The sequence below is a fragment of the Duganella sp. GW821-FHT07F09 genome (assembly GCF_059418705.1).
This window is the reverse complement of sequence record NZ_JBWKQJ010000018.1, coordinates 64,178-79,307: the sequence shown is the minus strand read 5'-3', so window position 1 is coordinate 79,307 and position 15,130 is coordinate 64,178. Positions and strand designations below refer to the sequence as shown.

Annotated in this window: 17 protein-coding genes; all 17 read right to left on the bottom strand. The window is 71.2% G+C overall.

Annotation, left to right across the window (positions count from 1 at the left end; genetic code table 11):
- Positions 1 to 450: 450 nt before the first annotated feature.
- Genes AC07P1_RS31340 through AC07P1_RS31260 form a run of 17 tightly spaced genes read right to left on the bottom strand, consistent with a single transcriptional unit; the run spans position 451 to position 14,953 of the window.
- Positions 451 to 933 carry a hypothetical protein gene (locus tag AC07P1_RS31340; protein WP_494699512.1) on the bottom strand — a complete coding sequence of 161 codons (483 nt, stop codon included), beginning with the start codon at positions 931 to 933 and terminating at the stop codon, positions 451 to 453.
- Positions 934 to 936: 3 nt separating this feature from the next.
- A complete protein-coding gene (locus tag AC07P1_RS31335) occupies positions 937 to 2,256 on the bottom strand; it encodes a FliI/YscN family ATPase (RefSeq protein ID WP_494699511.1) in 1,320 nt (439 codons plus the stop codon).
- Positions 2,253 to 3,059 (bottom strand): FliH/SctL family protein, encoded by an 807-nt coding sequence (locus AC07P1_RS31330; RefSeq protein ID WP_494699510.1) that lies wholly within the window; start codon positions 3,057 to 3,059, stop codon positions 2,253 to 2,255. Before AC07P1_RS31330 ends, AC07P1_RS31335 begins: the two co-directional genes overlap by 4 nt.
- A complete protein-coding gene (locus AC07P1_RS31325) occupies positions 3,056 to 3,616 on the bottom strand; it encodes a hypothetical protein (protein WP_494699509.1) in 561 nt (186 codons plus the stop codon). Before AC07P1_RS31325 ends, AC07P1_RS31330 begins: the two co-directional genes overlap by 4 nt.
- Entirely contained in the window at positions 3,613 to 5,055 is a 1,443-nt protein-coding gene (gene fliF, locus AC07P1_RS31320; protein ID WP_494699508.1) for a flagellar basal-body MS-ring/collar protein FliF, read from the bottom strand. The genes AC07P1_RS31325 and fliF overlap by 4 nt, the downstream gene beginning before the upstream one ends.
- Before the next feature lie 56 nt (positions 5,056 to 5,111).
- Positions 5,112 to 5,429, bottom strand: coding sequence for a flagellar hook-basal body complex protein FliE (gene fliE / locus AC07P1_RS31315; RefSeq protein ID WP_494699507.1), 318 nt, complete (start codon positions 5,427 to 5,429; stop codon positions 5,112 to 5,114).
- Between the two features lie 17 nt (positions 5,430 to 5,446).
- Positions 5,447 to 5,887, bottom strand: coding sequence for a flagellar basal body rod protein FlgC (gene flgC, locus AC07P1_RS31310; protein WP_494699506.1), 441 nt, complete (start codon positions 5,885 to 5,887; stop codon positions 5,447 to 5,449).
- A gap of 33 nt (positions 5,888 to 5,920) precedes the next feature.
- Positions 5,921 to 6,304, bottom strand: a complete 384-nt coding sequence (locus AC07P1_RS31305) for a flagellar basal body rod protein FlgB (RefSeq protein WP_494699505.1) — start codon at positions 6,302 to 6,304, stop codon at positions 5,921 to 5,923.
- 15 nt (positions 6,305 to 6,319) lie between these two features.
- On the bottom strand, positions 6,320 to 7,480 hold the full coding sequence (locus AC07P1_RS31300; RefSeq protein WP_494699504.1) for a flagellar basal body P-ring protein FlgI: 1,161 nt from the start codon (positions 7,478 to 7,480) through the stop codon (positions 6,320 to 6,322).
- The gene (locus AC07P1_RS31295) at positions 7,477 to 8,067 is read right to left on the bottom strand and encodes a flagellar basal body L-ring protein FlgH (protein WP_494699503.1); all 591 of its coding nucleotides are present in this window, start codon (positions 8,065 to 8,067) and stop codon (positions 7,477 to 7,479) included. The genes AC07P1_RS31300 and AC07P1_RS31295 overlap by 4 nt, the downstream gene beginning before the upstream one ends.
- A gap of 1 nt (position 8,068) precedes the next feature.
- The gene (locus AC07P1_RS31290) at positions 8,069 to 9,115 is read right to left on the bottom strand and encodes a flagella basal body P-ring formation protein FlgA (protein ID WP_494699502.1); all 1,047 of its coding nucleotides are present in this window, start codon (positions 9,113 to 9,115) and stop codon (positions 8,069 to 8,071) included.
- A gap of 11 nt (positions 9,116 to 9,126) precedes the next feature.
- Positions 9,127 to 9,900 (bottom strand): flagellar basal-body rod protein FlgG, encoded by a 774-nt coding sequence (gene flgG, locus AC07P1_RS31285; RefSeq protein ID WP_494699501.1) that lies wholly within the window; start codon positions 9,898 to 9,900, stop codon positions 9,127 to 9,129.
- 25 nt (positions 9,901 to 9,925) lie between these two features.
- A complete protein-coding gene (locus tag AC07P1_RS31280; protein ID WP_494699500.1) occupies positions 9,926 to 10,696 on the bottom strand; it encodes a flagellar hook-basal body protein in 771 nt (256 codons plus the stop codon).
- Between the two features lie 25 nt (positions 10,697 to 10,721).
- A complete protein-coding gene (flhA, locus tag AC07P1_RS31275) occupies positions 10,722 to 12,782 on the bottom strand; it encodes a flagellar biosynthesis protein FlhA (RefSeq protein WP_494699499.1) in 2,061 nt (686 codons plus the stop codon).
- Positions 12,779 to 13,864, bottom strand: coding sequence for an EscU/YscU/HrcU family type III secretion system export apparatus switch protein (locus tag AC07P1_RS31270; protein ID WP_494699498.1), 1,086 nt, complete (start codon positions 13,862 to 13,864; stop codon positions 12,779 to 12,781). The genes flhA and AC07P1_RS31270 overlap by 4 nt, the downstream gene beginning before the upstream one ends.
- Complete coding sequence (locus tag AC07P1_RS31265; protein WP_494699497.1) at positions 13,864 to 14,688, bottom strand: flagellar biosynthetic protein FliR; 825 nt, start codon at positions 14,686 to 14,688, stop codon at positions 13,864 to 13,866. The genes AC07P1_RS31270 and AC07P1_RS31265 overlap by 1 nt, the downstream gene beginning before the upstream one ends.
- A gap of 10 nt (positions 14,689 to 14,698) precedes the next feature.
- The gene (locus AC07P1_RS31260) at positions 14,699 to 14,953 is read right to left on the bottom strand and encodes a flagellar biosynthetic protein FliQ (RefSeq protein ID WP_494699496.1); all 255 of its coding nucleotides are present in this window, start codon (positions 14,951 to 14,953) and stop codon (positions 14,699 to 14,701) included.
- Positions 14,954 to 15,130 lie beyond the last annotated feature (177 nt).

The following is a 15,130-nucleotide window of genomic DNA, read 5'->3' as shown; positions in this document are numbered from 1 at the left end:
CCCACCCCCCCCCCCCCCCCCCCCCCCCCCCCCCCCCCCCCCCCCCCCGCGCCGCCGCCGGCGGCCGCACGGCATCGGCGGCGCCGTCGACGGCGGACGACCGGTCCGCCGTCGCGGCAGATGACCTCCCGCCCGGCGCGCCGGCCGACGGCGTGCGGGCGTCGGCGCGCACGCCGCCATCGGCATCGGCGGCCGGCGCGGCGTACGGCGGCCGCAGATCGTGGTGCGCCGCGCCGAACAATTGTGGCGCGGCCGACGGCACGCCCGCCGCCGCCCCCGCGCCGGGCAGCAAGGCATGGTCGAGCCAACCGGCCACCTGCGATTTCTCCATCGCCCGCAACCAGGCCGCCCGCTGCAACGCCTGCGCCTGCGCATCGTCCAGGCCGCCCGCTTGGCGCGGCGCCGGGGCCGGCCCGGCGTCCGCGCCGCGCAGCGGTTCCCACGCGGCCCTCACGGCGCCACCCCGGCTTCGGCCAGCGCCCGCCACACGCCTCGCGAGATCCATTCCCGGTCCATCTCGGCGCTGTGCCGATTGCGCTCGGCTTGGCCGTACAGGCCTGCGGCGACGCCGCGATGTTCCTCCAACAGATCGAGGCGGCGCTGCAGACCGATGCACAGCGCGCGCAGTTGCCCGCCCTGGCGCCGTTTTTCCGCCAGCCGTTCGGCGCCGTCCAGGATGGCGCCGCGCAGCTGGGCCAGGTACGCCAGCTCGCGCTGGTGGCCGGCCGGATCGATGCGCCCGGCCAAGGCCCGCGCGGCGGCGCCGGCGCGCGCCTCGCAGCCCTCCTCCAGCGCGCGCTGGGCGTCGGCGTCGCGCCCGATTTCCCCCAGCAGCGCTGCCAGGCGCGCCTGTTGCGCCTCCAGCCGCCAGCGCTGGCGCCGCAGCAACGGCTCCAGCGCGTAACGAAATCCCCTCGTATCGATCGTGCCCATGGTTTAACTCCCCGTCCGTAAAATAGCGGCCAACTGGTCCAGCGCGGCGCGGCGCGCCACGCCGCCCTGCCGCTGCCGCAACCAGTCGTGCAGCGCCGGCTCGAGCGCCAGCGCGTGGTCGATCTGGGCGCTGGCGCCGACCTCGTAGGCGCCGATGTCGATCATCTGGCGATTGCGCTCTAGCACCGCCAGGTGGCCGACCGCCGCCAGCGCCAGCGCGCGCTCGTCGGCCGAGGCCAGGTCCGGCATGAGCCGGCTGGCGCTTTGCAGGATGTCGATGGCCGGATACTGGCCCTTGTGCGCCAACTGGCGCGACAGCACGATGTGGCCGTCCAGGATGGCGCGCAAGGCGTCCGAGATCGGCTCGTTGAAGTCGTCGCCGTCGACCAGCACCGTCAGCAGCGCGGTGATGGCCCCGCCCGACGGCGCCGTGCCGCAGCGCTCGCACAGCTCCGGCAACTCGGCAAACACCGACGGCGTGTAGCCGCGCGCGGTCGGCGGCTCGCCGGCCGCCAGCCCGACCTCGCGCCGGGCCATGGCGAAGCGGGTGATCGAATCCATCGTCAGCAACACCTGGTGGCCCTGGTCGCGGAAATATTCGGCGATCGCCAGCGCCGCGTAGGCCGCGCGCAGGCGCGCCAGCGCCGGCTGGTCCGACGTCGCCACCACCACCACCGAACGCGCCATGCCCTCGGGACCGATCTGTTTGTCGATGAACTCGCGCACTTCGCGCCCGCGCTCGCCGATCAGGGCGATCACCCGGATATCGGCCCCCACGTGGCGCACCACCATGCCCAGCAAGGTACTTTTGCCGACTCCGCTGCCGGCGAAGATGCCGACCCGCTGCCCCTGGCCGACGGTCAGCAGCGCGTCGATGGCGCGCACGCCCGTTTCGAGCACGCGCTCGATGCGCGGGCGTTGCATCGGATTGATCGGCGCCGCCTTGAGCGGGCGCGTCTCGCCGGGCGCCGGCGGCGGGCGGCCGTCGAGCGGCGCGCCGAAGCCGTCGATCACCCTGCCCAGCAACTGCTCGCCCACGCCGATGCGCCCGCGCCCGCCTTGCGCCGTGACCTCGCAGCCGGCGGCCAGCCCGTCGACCGGGCCGTAGGGCATCAGGATGACGAGCGTGCCCTTGACGCCGACCACCTCGGCCAGCACCGGCGGCGCGCCGGGGCGATCGACGGCGATGCTGCACAACTCGCCGACGGCCGCCTCCGGGCCCTCCGATTCGATCGCCAGCCCGGTGATCTGGCGCACGTGGCCGATGCGCCGCACCAGCTCGGTGTCGCGCAATGCGAGGCGGCACGCTTCCAGCAGCTTCATGCGTCCACCCCGGCGCCGTCGGCGTTGCCGCGCTGGCGCAGCAACATGTCCTTGAGCAGGCCGAGCTGGGTTTCCAGCCGGGCGTCGAGGCTGCCGTGCCGGCCGCGCACGATGGCGCCACCCACCGCCACCCGGCCGTCGGCCACCAGTTCGATGCCGTCGGGCCAGGCGGCGTCGCGCAGCCAGGCGGCGCCGTCAGGATCGTCGCGCAGCATGGCGACGTCGCGCGGATGCAGCAGCAAGGTCAGCGCGCGCTGGGCGCGCAGACTTGTCGACGCCTGCCGCACCAGCCGGCCCAGGCCCTCGGGCGTGGCGGCGTCGGCGCCGGCGACGCGGCACACCACCTCGTAGCACAAGGCGATCAGATCCTCCTCGGCGTCGTCCAGGCGGGCGTCCAGTTGCGCCGGCAAGGCGCGCAACAAGGTGTCGAGCGCGGACAGGCGCTGCGCCACCTCGGCGCGCGCGGCCTTCTCGGCATCGGCCCGGCCCTGCAGCAGGCCCTGCCGCAAACCCTGCTGGTAGCCGGCGTCGGTGGCGGCCGCCGCCGCGGCCTCGCGCTCGGCCAGCCGGCCGTCGATCACGCCCTGGGCATGGCCCAGCCGGTATTGCTCGCGGGGATCGGGCGCGACAGGGGTCGGCGCGGCGCCGACGACTGCGGCCGGCGGGCGCGCCGACGCCGCCCCACCGCCGGCGCCGTCCGCGTGGCCCGGCGCGGCAGGCCGCCGCAGCAGGTGCGGCTGCGCCGTCAGTGTGACCTCGCGCAGCACGGCGCCCGGCCCGTCGAATTCGAAGACGCCGCTCATGTGGACGCCCCCCGGAACCAGCGTCCGCCTGCGCGCGCAGGGCCCGCCGGCGCCACCGGCGCCGGCGCCGGCGCGGCGGCCAGCCGGCGCGACACGGTCTCGATCAGCGCGGCCCGCAGCCTGGGCGCCGGGGCCGCCCCGTTCAGGCGCAACCGGTGCAGGCTGGCGACCACGCGCTGACGCTGGCGCACATCGCAATGCGCCAGCATGTCCGCCTGCCACGGCCAGTCGGCCGCCAGCAGCAAGCGCGCCACCAGCTGGTCCGGTTCATGTTGCAGCAGTTGCGCCATGTGCGCGGGATCGGCCAGCCGCAAGGCGCGCTCGACGTCGGCGTCGGGCGTGCCATGGATGCCGGCCGGCGTCCCGCCGTCGCGCAGCGCCCGTTCCAGCAGGGCCGGATCGGCGGGGATGCCCAGCTCGGCCAGTTCCGCCAGCAGCGTTTCGAGCGGCGCGCGCTGCTCCGCCTCCAGCTGCGACAGCAGCCAGCGGCGGTCCGCCGCCGTCATCGCGTGCAAGGTCAGCGCCGCCCGGCGACGGCCGTGGTCGGCCGTGCTCACAGGCCGTCCTCCGCTTCGCGCGGCTGGCGCAGCCACTGCCTGACCTGCTCGAGCGCCAGCTGCCGCTGGGCCGGCGTCAGCGACGCGGGCGACGGCGCGCGGCGACTGCGCGCCACCAGGATCGACAGGCCGGCCACGCTCAGCGCCAGCAGCAGCCCCAGGCTCACCAACACCGGCGCCGGGCCGGCATGCGCCGCGGCCGCCCCGGCGCCGGTTGCCGCGGCGGCCGGGACGTCGTCCGTCAAGGCCGCTTCGACCTGGACCACCGGCGGCGCGGCCAGCCCGTCGAGGCTTTGCACCTCGACCGTGTCGCCGCGCTGCTCGGACAGGCCGGCGGCGCTGGCGACGATGCGGCGCACCTGGTCGATCTGGTCGAGGCTGAGCGATTTGTAGACGATCGCCACCACCCGCAGCCGCTGGATCGAGCCGGGCTGGCCGACCACCTGCTCCACCCGCCGTCCCACCTGGTAATCGAGTTCATGCTGGGAACTGCCGGCCTTGGCCGCGCCCGCCGTCTCGGCCGCCTTCAGGTCGAGCGGCGCCGCGCCCTCGTGCACGCTTTCGCGTTCGCGCACCAGCACCCCGGTCTGCGCCTGGCCGCTTTTGCCCGGCGGCGCCACCACGCTCTCCTGCGTCGAACGCACCTGGTCCATGTTCAGGCTGACGTCGACGCTGGCCACGCTCTGGCCGGCGCCGAAGGTCTTGTCGAGCACCTCGGCGACCTTGTGCGACAGATACTGCTCGGTTTCTTTTTTCAGGTCGAGCTGGTTGCCGGCGACGCTGTCGCCGTCCGCCTCCGACGGCGCCCGCGTCAACGCCACGCCGTGCTGGTCGACGATCGTCACGTCCTGCACCGCCATGCCCGGCACCGCCGCCGACACCAGCCGCTGAATGCCGCCGATCTGCTCCTTGCGCAGCATCTCGCCCTGGCGCAGGGTGACGTTGATGGCGGCCTTGGGGCGGTTGCCGGGCTGCTTGAACAGCCCCTGCTCCGGTATCGCCAGGTGCACGCGCACGTCGCGGATCTCGGCCAGCGCCAGGATGGTGCGGGTCAGCTCGCCCTGGACGGCGCGCTGGTAGTTGATCTTCTGGGCGAACTCGGTCATGCCGAAATCGGTGTTGTTGAACAGCTCGAAGCCGACCGCGCCGTGCAGCGGCAACTCCTTGCCCATGACCTTCAGGCGCAGCTTGTGCACGGCCTCCTTGTCGACCAGGATGGTGGTGCCGTTCTCGCCGAGCTGGTACGGCGTTTTCATGCGCTCGAGCTCGGCCACCATGGCGGCGCTGTCCTGCGGCGACAGGTCGGCGAACAGCACCCGGTAATCGGTCTTCAGCAGACTATACCCGGCCACCGCCGTGACGCCGACGATCAGCAGCGCGCCGGCCACCAGGCCGACCCGCGCGCCCTTGCCCAAATTGTTCCAAAAACCATTCAACACTATGTTCTCCACCCGTGATCGATCGTCCAACACCCGTCCCTACCGCGCGCGCGGCGCTACACCTGCATCCGCATCACATCCTGGTAGGCCTCCAGCAGCCGGTTGCGCACCTGCATCATCAGCTGGAACGACAACCGGCTTTCCTCCAGGTTGATCATCACCTGGTGCAGATTGACCGGATTGCCGAGCGCGAGCGACTGCACCCCGGCCTGCGCCGACGCCAGCGAGCGGTTGACGCCGTCCAGCCCGTCGGTGACCAGTTGCCCGAAGCCGGCCGGCGCCGCCGCACCCGCGCCCGGCAGTCCCGGCGGCGTGATCGCCATGGTGGGCGCCAGCGACGGCGGCACGATGGCCGCGATGTTTTCGATACCCATGCTGTCGATCCCCATCCTCAGGCGCCGATGTCGAGGGTTTTCAAGGCCATGCTGCGCGCCGCGTTCAGCGCCGCCACGTTGGCCTCGTAGGAGCGCATCGCGCTCATGATGGTGGTCATCTCGGCCGCCGTGTCGACCCCGGCGTAGGCGACCATGCCGCGCGCGTTGGCCAGCGGATGGCCCGGTTCGTACACCTCGCGCGGCGCCACGTCGGCCGGCTCGACCTCGACCACGCTGCCGGCGGCGTTGAGCGCGGCCCCGTCCAGGCCCAGCATGCTGGCGAACGGCGCGCCGGCGGCGCCGGCGTGGCGCGCCAGCACCCGCATCGGCTGGTAGCCCTGGCCGCCCGCCCCGACCACGGTGTTGGCGTTGGCCAGGTTGAGCGCGGCGACGTCGACGCGGGTGCGTTCCAGCTGCATGCCGGCGGCGCTGATGGCGAAGGTTTGGTTGTAGTCCATGAAATGGCTCCGGTGGTGATGCGGTTGGATGGCTTAGCGTTTGCCGTCGCCGATGGCGGTGGCCAGGATGGCGTAATGGCGCGACAGCGCCTTGAGCAAGGTCTGGTAGTGCACGGTGTTGCGCGACAGGTCGGCCATTTCCACGTCCAGCCGCACCGGCTGCGGCGCGCCGCCGGGGGATGCGGCCGGCACCAGGCGCGGCGCCACGTCCCGCAGGCCGAACAGGTCGACGCTGCCGTCGGCGGCCAGCGCGCGGCGCGCCTCGCCCAGCTGGTCCTCGAAGCTGACGCGCTGGCGCGTGTAGCCGACGCTGTTGGCGTTGGCGATGTTGGTGGCGATGGCCTGCTGGCGCAGGCTGGCCGCGTCCAGCGCCAGCAGCAGGCTGGCGTTGGTGGCGGCGTCGATGGATGCGATCATGGTGTCTCCGTGGGGTTATTGAACGATCAGCTCGGCATGCAGGGCGCCGGCCGCCTTGATCGCGCGCAGGATGGAAATGATGTCGCGGGTGCTGGTCTTGAGCTTGGCCAGGGCCTGCACCAGGTCGCCCACCGTGCCGGCCGCGCCGACATAGCCGGCGCCGGTCGGCTCCTCCACCTCGACCCGGGTGTTGGTGACGATGGCGGTGCGCACGCCGGCGCCGGCGCGGCCGATCACGTAGGGCTGGGAGGCGCTGTTGTCGTTGCTGATCGTCAGTTTCAGGTCGCCCTGGGAGATGGCCACCCGCGCGATGCGCACGTCGCCGCCGGCCACCAGGGTGCCGGTGCGCTCGTTGATCACCACCCGCGCGCGCCGGTCCGGCTCGACCATGACGTTCTCGACGCGGGCCAGGAACTCGACCAGCGCCGGCCGCTGCTCGGGCGGTACCGTGATGTCGATGCCGGCGGCGTCGCGCGCGCGCGCCGGGGCGCCGCCGAATTGCTGGTTGATGGCGGCGGCCACGCGGGCGGCGGTGGTGTAGTCGGCCTCGGCCAGCACGAAGGTGACGTGCTCGCCGCCCTGCAGCACATGGGCGTCCACGCCGACCTCGACGACGGCGCCGCCCGGCACCGAGCCCGACGTCGCGTGGTTCTTCTGCACCACGTTGCCGTTGGCGTCGTAGCGGTAGCCGCCCACCGACAGCTGGCCCTGGGCCAGCGCGTAGATGCGGCCGTCGGGTCCCTTGAGCGGCGTCTGCAACAGGCTGCCGCCGACCAGGCTGCGGGCGTCGCCGGCCGAGGTGACGGTGATGTCGAGCGCGTCGCCCTCGCGCGCGAACGGCGACAACGTGGCCGACACCATCACCACCGCGACGTTGCGGCTTTGCACCTGCTCCGGCGGCACCGTCAGATTGAACTGGGTCAGCGCGTTGGCCAGCGCCTGGCGCGTGACCCGGTTGCCCGACGCGTCGCCGGTGCCGGCCAGGCCGGTGACGATGCCGTAGCCGATCAGGGCGTTGTCGCGCCAGCCCTGCACATGGCCGAGGTCCTTGACGCGGATGGCGTCGCCGGTGTCGGCGGCCGCGCGCGGGACCGCCGCGCCGGCCGCGCAACAGCACAGCAGCGCCGCCAGCGCCGCCAGTGCGCCGCCGAACCGGGCCGGGCGTGCGCCGCTCACAGGCCCATCCAGTCGAGCAGGCCGCGCCACCAGCTGCGCCGCTGGCGCTCGCTCAGGTCGCCCTCGCCGAGGTAGGTGATGCGGGCGTCGGCCAGGCGGGTCGACAGCACCACGTTGCCGTCGCTGATGTCGGCCGGTCGCACGCGGCCCTGCAGGTTGACCTTTTGCTGCTCGTCGTTGATGGTGAGCATCTGCTCGCCGCCGACCAGCAGGTCGCCGTTGGGCGCGACCGCGCTCACGCTCACCGTGAGCGTGGTCAGGAAGCGGTTGCTGCGCTGGGTGTGGCCGCCGCCGTCGAAATCGCCGCCGGCGCTGAGCGTGAATTGTTTGCCGCCGAGGTCGCCGTGGCTGAAGCCCGCGCTCAGGCCGTTCTTGCGGCGCGTGCCGGTGTCCGAGCTGGTGGTGGCGCTGGCGTTCTCGAACACCTGGATGGTGATCAGGTCGCCGACCCGGTGCGCCTTGTTGTCGGCCGCCGGGGCATGGTAGGCGCCCTCGCGGTACAAGCTGTCGGCGCCGGCGCCGGCGCCCGGCAGCAGTAGTCCCAGCAGCAATAGTCCCGGCAGCAATGCGGAGCGGTGTGCGTTCATGTTATTCAACCTCGACTGTACCGGCGCCGGTGACGCGCGCCATGATGGAATGGGTGGCCCCGGGGGCGCGGACGGCGATCCTCTGCCCCAGCAGGCCGTCCTGCAGCGCGCGCGCCGGCCGCGCCAGCGCCACCGGCCCGGCGGTCAGCGACAGGCGCACCAGGTCGCCGTTGCAGACCGGCGGCGCCGGCTCGCTGTTGACCGCGTCGAGCGCGGCGCCGGCCGGCAGCGCCCGCCTCAGTCGCACGCCGTCGGCCAGCGCCGCCCAGGGATCGGCCGCGCCGGCGGCCGGCAGGCGGTGCCCGAGCGCGGCCAGGTCGACCTGGCCGCGCTCGAAATCGGCCGCCAGCGGACGGCTGCCCGCCGCCAACGGATGGCGCGCCAACAGCGCCGGCGCCGGCGCCGTGACCGCGAAACGCAGCGGCAGCGCGCGCACGAAGCGGCCCGCGCGCCACAATTCGATCCAGACCTGCATGCGCGGCGCCGGCGACTGCCCTTCGGGCAGCGGCCGCACGCGCGCCTCCAGCGGGCCCGGCGGCAGCGCCGGCGCGTCCGATCCGTCGGCCCCTTCCGGTTCGGCGTCGGCCACGCCGGGATGGTCGCTCCAGCGCGCCAGCCAGGCCAACAGGGCTTGCCGCGCCAGCGGCCGCCATTGCGCCGCCACCGCCGGCCCGCCGACGGCGCCGCGCACCTCTGTCGCGGTGCCGCCGGTCCAGGCGATCCGGCCGGCCGCCAGGCCGCTGCGGGCGCGGATCCAGCGTTCGATGTCGCGGCGCGACAAGGTCACGGCGGCGCCGGCGGCGGGCGCCTCGCCCAGCGGCAGGCGGCGCAGGCGCTCGACGGCGGCGGCGTCGGCGCCGTCCAGGGTGGCCACGTCGCCCAGCAGCACCGGCGCCGGGCCGACCGTCGCCACCGGCGCCAGCGCGACGCTCAGCGACGGCGCCGCCACGGCGCACGCGGCCGGCGCCGCCACGGCGAAGACGGCGAGGACGGCGGCCCCGGCGGCGCGCGCGGCCAGGGTCGGGGTGGGGTTCGGGTGGAGCGGCATGGCGGCGTGTCTTATTTGCGCATGTTGTTGACCAGCCCCATCATTTCGTCGGAGGCTTGCACGATCTTCAGGCTCGATTCATAGGCGCGCTGCGCCAACATCAGGTTGGTCATTTCATCGACCATCTTGACGTTGGAGGTCTCCACGAAGCCTTGCGCCAGCTGGCCGGCGCCGTCGCCGGCCAGCGCCGCGCCGGAGGCGTCGGTGGCGCGGTACAGGTTGTCGCCCTGGGCGCTCAACTGCCCCGGATAGGCGAAGCGCACCAGCTCGAGCTGGCCGGCGTCGAGCGGCGCGTCCTGGCCGGCGACGGTGATCTGCACCCGGCCGTCGGTGCCGATGTTGATCGATTGCATGGCGTCGGGCACGGCGATCGCCGGTTTGAGCGGGTAGCCGGCCTCGGTGGCCAGCAAGCCGTCGCGGTTGACCTTGAGCGAGCCGCCACGGGTATAGGCCTTGCTGCCGTCGGGCATGGCGACCTCGAGGAAGCCGTCGCCCTGGATCGCGACGTCGAGCGGGACGCCGGTTTTCTTCAAATCGCCGGCGTCGAACTGGCGGCTGGTGTTGACCACGCCGACACCGGCGCCGACCTTCTGCAGGGCGCGCAACAAGCCGGGGTCGCCGCCGGCGGCCGGCGCGGGAGCGCCGCTGGCCACCAGGTCGGTGAAGCTCACGCGCGCCTTTTTGAAAGCGTTGGTGTTGGCGTTGACCAGGTTGTTGGCGATGGTGTCGACATTGAGCTGCTGCGCCTGCATGCCGGTGGCGCCGATATAAAACGCGTCATTCATGGTTGCTGTCCTCCAGGGTTGATCGTCAGGCGTCGCCGAGCTTGCGGATGGCGGTGCCCAGCATTTCGTCGTAGCCCTGCACCACCCGCTGCATCGACTCGAAATGGCGCATGGTTTGCATCAGTTCCACCATTTCCCGCATCGAACTGACGTTGGCGTTTTCCAGGTAGGACTGGCGCAGCGCGATGTCGGCGTCGTCCATCACCGTGGCCGGGCCGGATGGCGCAAGCAAGCCGTTCCCCAGGCGCGGCATGTGGGCGCCGTCGTCGAAGCGGACGATCTTGAGCTGGCCGACGGTGACGTTGGTGCCGGACTCGGCGCCAGGCTCGCTGACATTGCCGGCGGCGTCGATACGCGGCCGGTCGCCGGCCAGGAACACCTCGCCGCCCTTGCCCATCACGGGGTCGCCCTGCGCCGTCACCAGGCGGCCACGCGCGTCGACCTGGAAGTCGCCCTGGCGCGTGTAGGCCGGGCCGTCGGCGGTGGCGATCTCGAAGTAACCGGGCCCGGCCAGCGCCAGGTCGAGCGCGTTGCCGGTCGCTTTGAGCGTGCCGGGGCGAACATCGTTGATAATTTCAGGCACCGGCGCGCGCGCGGCCAGCTCGCCGTCGATGCCGGCGAGCACCGCGTCGGCCGGCGCCAGCTGGCCCGCCACCAGCGTGGCGAACGGCCGCTGGAGCGACACCGCGCGCTGGTAGCCGGGCGTGGCGGCGTTGGTCAGATTCATGGCGATGCGGTCCAGGCCGTTCATATCCTGGTGCATGCTATGCAATCCGATGGCAAAGACTTCCTGCATGGGGGACTCGCTTTCTAGGTGGGCGTTACAGCGTGACGACGCCGAAGGATTTCAGCTCGATGTTCTGCGGCACTTCGGCCATCGACAGGATGCGCAGATGCGGCATGACGCGCTCGGACAAGGTGCGCAGGTGGCGCCGCAGTTCCGGCGAGCACAGCAGCACCGGCAGCAAATTGCTCTTCATCATTTTCTCCGCGCTCTGCACCAGCCGCGCGACAAACTGTTCGGTCAGGCGCGGATCGAGCATCTGGCCGCCGCCCGGATTGCGCAAGGCGATCAGGCCCTGCAGGAACTGGCTTTCGATGGCCGGATCGAGCGTCATGACCTGCAGCGCGCTGGTGTCGCCCAGCAGGCCCTGGCAGATCGCCTGGCCCAGGCGGTGGCGCACCAGCTCGGTCAGGTGCAGCACGTCCTTGTTGTGGCGTCCGGCGTCGGCCAGCGTCTCGAGGATGGCCTCGATATGGCGGATCGAGACCTTTTCGCGCAGCAAATGCTGCAGCACCTTTTGCACGTCGCTCACGGCCAGCACGGTCGGAATCAACTCCTCCACCAGGCCCGGCTGGCTCTGGCGCGCGCGCGCCAGGATGCGGTCGGTCTCGGCGCGGGTCAGCAGTACCGCGCTCTCGCGCCGCAGCACCTCGGTCAAATGGGTGATGAACACGGTCTGGGCGTCGACCAGCGTGTAGTTGGCCACGATGGCCAGCTCGCGCTGGTCCTCCTCGATCCACAGCGCCGGCAGGCCGTAGGTGGGGTCGCGCGTGGCCTCGCCCGGGATGGCCCGCAGGTCGCCGGCCGGATGGATCGCCAGGATGCGGTCGGCGCGCGCCTCGCCCTTGGCCGTGAGCGCGCCGTCGAGGTAGATCTCGTAGCGTTCCGGCGCCAGCCGCGCCGATTCCTTGAAGCGCACGCGCGGCAGCACCAGGCCGAATTCCTGCGCGTGCAGCTTGCGGAAGGCGGCGATGCGCTCGACGAAGGCGCCGTCCGGGTGGCCCACCAGCGGCGCCCAGTGACTGCCAATGTGCACCTCGATCGGCTCGACCGGCAGGCTGGCGTAGGGATCGTCGCTGTCCGGCTGTCCGTCCGCGCCCGCCTGCTCGTCCTCCCTGTCGCCGGCGGCGGCGGCGGCCTCGGCCGCGCCGCGATAGGCCAGCCAGGCCACAAGCAGCACGCCGGCCAGCAGGAACAGGGTGGGCAACACGGGCATACCGGGCAGGAACATCAAACCGCACAGCGCGGCCGCCACCATCAGCAGCGTCTTGGGATAGGAGACGATCTGGCGCAGCACCTCCTGGCTCAGGTTGCCGTCCGAGGCCGAGCGCGTGACGATGATGCCGGTGCCGACGGCGATCACCAGCGCCGGCACCTGGGTGACGATGCCGTCGCCGATGGTCAGCAGCGTGTAGGTCTGCAGGGCCTGGCCCCACGACATGGAATGCTGCATGACGCCGATCACCAGCCCGCCGATGATGTCGATGAGCAGGATGATGATGCCGGCGATGGCGTCGCCCTTGACGAATTTGCTGGCACCGTCCATGGCGCCGTAGAAGGCGGCCTCTTTTTCGACGTTCTTGCGGCGCCGCTGGGCCTCGGCCTGGTCGATGAAGCCCATGTTGAGGTCGGCGTCGATGCTCATCTGCTGGCCCGGCATGCTGTCCAGGGTGAAGCGCGCCGCCACCTCGGACACGCGCTGCGCCCCGGACGTCACCACCACGTACTGCACCACGATCAGGATCAGGAACACGATCAGGCCGATCACGTAGTTGCCGCCGACCACGTAGGAGCCGATCGCGGCGATCACCTTGCCGGCGTCGCCGTCGGACAGGATCAGGCGCGTGGCGGCGACGTTGAGCGACAGCCGGAACAGGGTGGCGATCAGCAGCAGCGACGGGAAGGTGGAAAACTCCACCGGCCGCGCCATATAAAACGTCAGCAGCAGGATCAGGAAGCCGAAGCTGAAATTGCTCAGGATCAGGAAGTCGAGCACGCTCGACGGGATCGGCGCGAACAGCACCACCAACACGCCCAGCACCAGCAGCACGATGGCCACGTCGCTGTGGCGGCCGAAATAACGCGCGAGGAAGGTCATGGCCGCGTCCCCGCCTGGCGCGCCGTGCGCATGGCGAACACCCAGACGATGATGCGGGCGACGTCGGCGTACAGGCTGGGCGGCACGTACTGCTCCAGCTCCATCTCGCGGAACAGCTGGCGCGCCAGCTTGCGGTTCTGCACGATCGGAATGTCGTGGCGCGCCGCCACCTGGCGCATCGCCGCCGCCATGACGCCGGCGCCCTTGGCCAGCAATTGCGGCGAGGCCATTTCGCCGTGCACGTAGCGCAGCGCGATGGCGACGTGGGTCGGGTTGGTGATCAGCACATCGGCCTCGCGGGTGCGCTGGGCCGACTGGCTGCGCTTGAGCATCTCGCGGCGCAGCTGGCGCAGGCGCGAGCGGATGCGTGGATCGCCGTCGCGGTTTTTCACCTCGTCCTTGAGCTCGCGCCGGCTCATGCGCATGCGCTGGGCGAACTGGCGGCCCCGGTACAGCAGGTCGACCACGGCCAGCACGGCCAGCGCCAGCGCCAGCTTCATGCCCAGCGCAGAGAAATCCTCCAGCAGCGCCCGCAGATAGCCGCGCGGAGACAGCGCCGACAGCATGAAAAACTGCTGGCGCGACAAATCGCGCAGCGCGTAATACACCACCAGCACCAGCAGCACCATCTTGATCACGGTGCGCAGCGCGTCGAACAGGGTGCGCATCGAGACGAGCTTCTTCATGCCGCCGGCCGGGTTGAGGCGGTCCCAGTCCGGTTTGACGGGATGGAAGGACAACATCGGTCCGGTCTGCACCAGGTTGGCCAGCACCGCCCCCAGCATCAGGGTCGCGAAGAACGGCCCGAGCAGCGCCAGGAAGTGGCCGCCCATGTGCGAGGCCAGATGCCAGAAGGTGGCATGGTCGAGGCGCACCTGACCGGCCATTTGCAGCAGCGCGCGGTCGAAGGCGATCTGGCCGCGCAGCGTTTCCCAGCCGCGCCAGTAGACATAGGCCAGCGCCACCGTCAACACCAGCGCCGAAACGATGTCCGCGCTTTTCGACGCTTCGCCGCGCTCGCGCGCCTTTTGCAATTTATAGGGACTGGCAGCTTCGCTGCGGTCCATGTCCTGTTCGGCCATCAGCCCCCCGCCGCCGGCGAAGCCGCCTGGAACAGCGCGCTCCAGCCGGCGTAGATGGAGGCGTAGGCGCGCATCATGACGGCGCCGATGCCGGCCTGCCACCAGACCAGCGCGGCCAGGCCGACGACGATCTTGACCGGTATCCCCATGGCGAACATATTCATTTGCGGCATGCTGCGCGACAGGATGCCCAGCGCGATCTCGGTCAGCAGGATGCAAAACACCACCGGCGCGGCCAGCGCGAAGCCGAGCGTGAACAGTCCGGCCAACTGCCGCGTCACCTCCGGCAGCATCGCCCCCAGCGGCCACGGGCGGCCCGGCGGAAAGCGCTCCAGGCTGTAGGCGATGCCGCGCAGCAGCGCATGGTGGCCGTTGGCGACGAAAAACACCACCACCGCCAACTGGTCGAACAGGCTGTTCAGGATAGGCAGTTGGCGGTGCGTCACCGGATCGAGCACCTGCGGCATGCCGAAGCCGATCTGGACGTCGAGCAGGCGCCCGGCGGCAGAGAACGCGGCGAAGGCCAGCAACACCCCCAGCGCCATCACGGCGCCGAGCGCGGCCTCGCCGAACATCGCCAGCGCCAGGTCGCCGTCGGCCATCGGGGCCGGCGGCGACGCCAGGCCGGCGCCGATCGACAGCGACAGGCCGAGCACCAGCATCGCCCGCACCACGGCCGGCATGGTGATGCCGTACAGGATGGGCGTCATCAGGAACACGGCGGCCACGCGCACCGACACCAGCAGCGCCGCGCCCAAGGCCGGGGGCACCAGGTGGCCCGCGTACGGCGCCTGCATGGCGTAGGTGGACAAACTCGCTGGCATGCTCATCCGGTCAGAACATCGACGGGATGCCGGACCACAGCTGGACCGCGAACTGCGTCAGTTTGCGCAGCATCCACGGGCCGAAGAAAATCAGCGTGGCGCCGGCGGTCAGCAGCTTGGGGACGAAGGTCAGCGACATTTCCTGGACCTGGGTGATCACCTGTACCACGCTGATCAACAGGCCGACCAGCATGGTCAATCCCAGCACGGGCGCACAGACCAAAAGGCCGGTCAAAAAGACGTCCGCCATCATACGTAATGCCATGTCAGGATGCATGTTCCGCCGCGCCTCAGAGAGCGTTTCTCAAAAAACTTAATCATTTGAGAACTGCCAAATTAACAAAATAAATTCACTGCGGCATTAAAACAGTTTAGTTTACCCCGGTCAATAAATTAATTATTTCCTATTGTTTCTGAAACTAGGTCAATTGATACAATTGGA

What these genes read in the sequence shown, in the direction of transcription:
- AC07P1_RS31280 (WP_494699500.1), bottom strand. Translation starts at nt 10,696, where the DNA reads ATGCAGGAAGTCTTTGCCATCGGATTGCATAGCATGCACCAGGATATG.
- AC07P1_RS31265 (WP_494699497.1), bottom strand. Translation starts at nt 14,688, where the DNA reads ATGCCAGCGAGTTTGTCCACCTACGCCATGCAGGCGCCGTACGCGGGC.
- AC07P1_RS31335 (WP_494699511.1), bottom strand. Translation starts at nt 2,256, where the DNA reads ATGAAGCTGCTGGAAGCGTGCCGCCTCGCATTGCGCGACACCGAGCTG.
- flgC (WP_494699506.1), bottom strand. Translation starts at nt 5,887, where the DNA reads ATGGACTACAACCAAACCTTCGCCATCAGCGCCGCCGGCATGCAGCTG.
- fliE (WP_494699507.1), bottom strand. Translation starts at nt 5,429, where the DNA reads ATGGGTATCGAAAACATCGCGGCCATCGTGCCGCCGTCGCTGGCGCCC.
- AC07P1_RS31295 (WP_494699503.1), bottom strand. Translation starts at nt 8,067, where the DNA reads ATGAACGCACACCGCTCCGCATTGCTGCCGGGACTATTGCTGCTGGGA.
- AC07P1_RS31290 (WP_494699502.1), bottom strand. Translation starts at nt 9,115, where the DNA reads ATGCCGCTCCACCCGAACCCCACCCCGACCCTGGCCGCGCGCGCCGCC.
- AC07P1_RS31330 (WP_494699510.1), bottom strand. Translation starts at nt 3,059, where the DNA reads ATGAGCGGCGTCTTCGAATTCGACGGGCCGGGCGCCGTGCTGCGCGAG.
- AC07P1_RS31260 (WP_494699496.1), bottom strand. Translation starts at nt 14,953, where the DNA reads ATGGCATTACGTATGATGGCGGACGTCTTTTTGACCGGCCTTTTGGTC.
- flgG (WP_494699501.1), bottom strand. Translation starts at nt 9,900, where the DNA reads ATGAATGACGCGTTTTATATCGGCGCCACCGGCATGCAGGCGCAGCAG.
- AC07P1_RS31270 (WP_494699498.1), bottom strand. Translation starts at nt 13,864, where the DNA reads ATGGCCGAACAGGACATGGACCGCAGCGAAGCTGCCAGTCCCTATAAA.
- AC07P1_RS31340 (WP_494699512.1), bottom strand. Translation starts at nt 933, where the DNA reads ATGGGCACGATCGATACGAGGGGATTTCGTTACGCGCTGGAGCCGTTG.
- flhA (WP_494699499.1), bottom strand. Translation starts at nt 12,782, where the DNA reads ATGACCTTCCTCGCGCGTTATTTCGGCCGCCACAGCGACGTGGCCATC.
- AC07P1_RS31305 (WP_494699505.1), bottom strand. Translation starts at nt 6,304, where the DNA reads ATGATCGCATCCATCGACGCCGCCACCAACGCCAGCCTGCTGCTGGCG.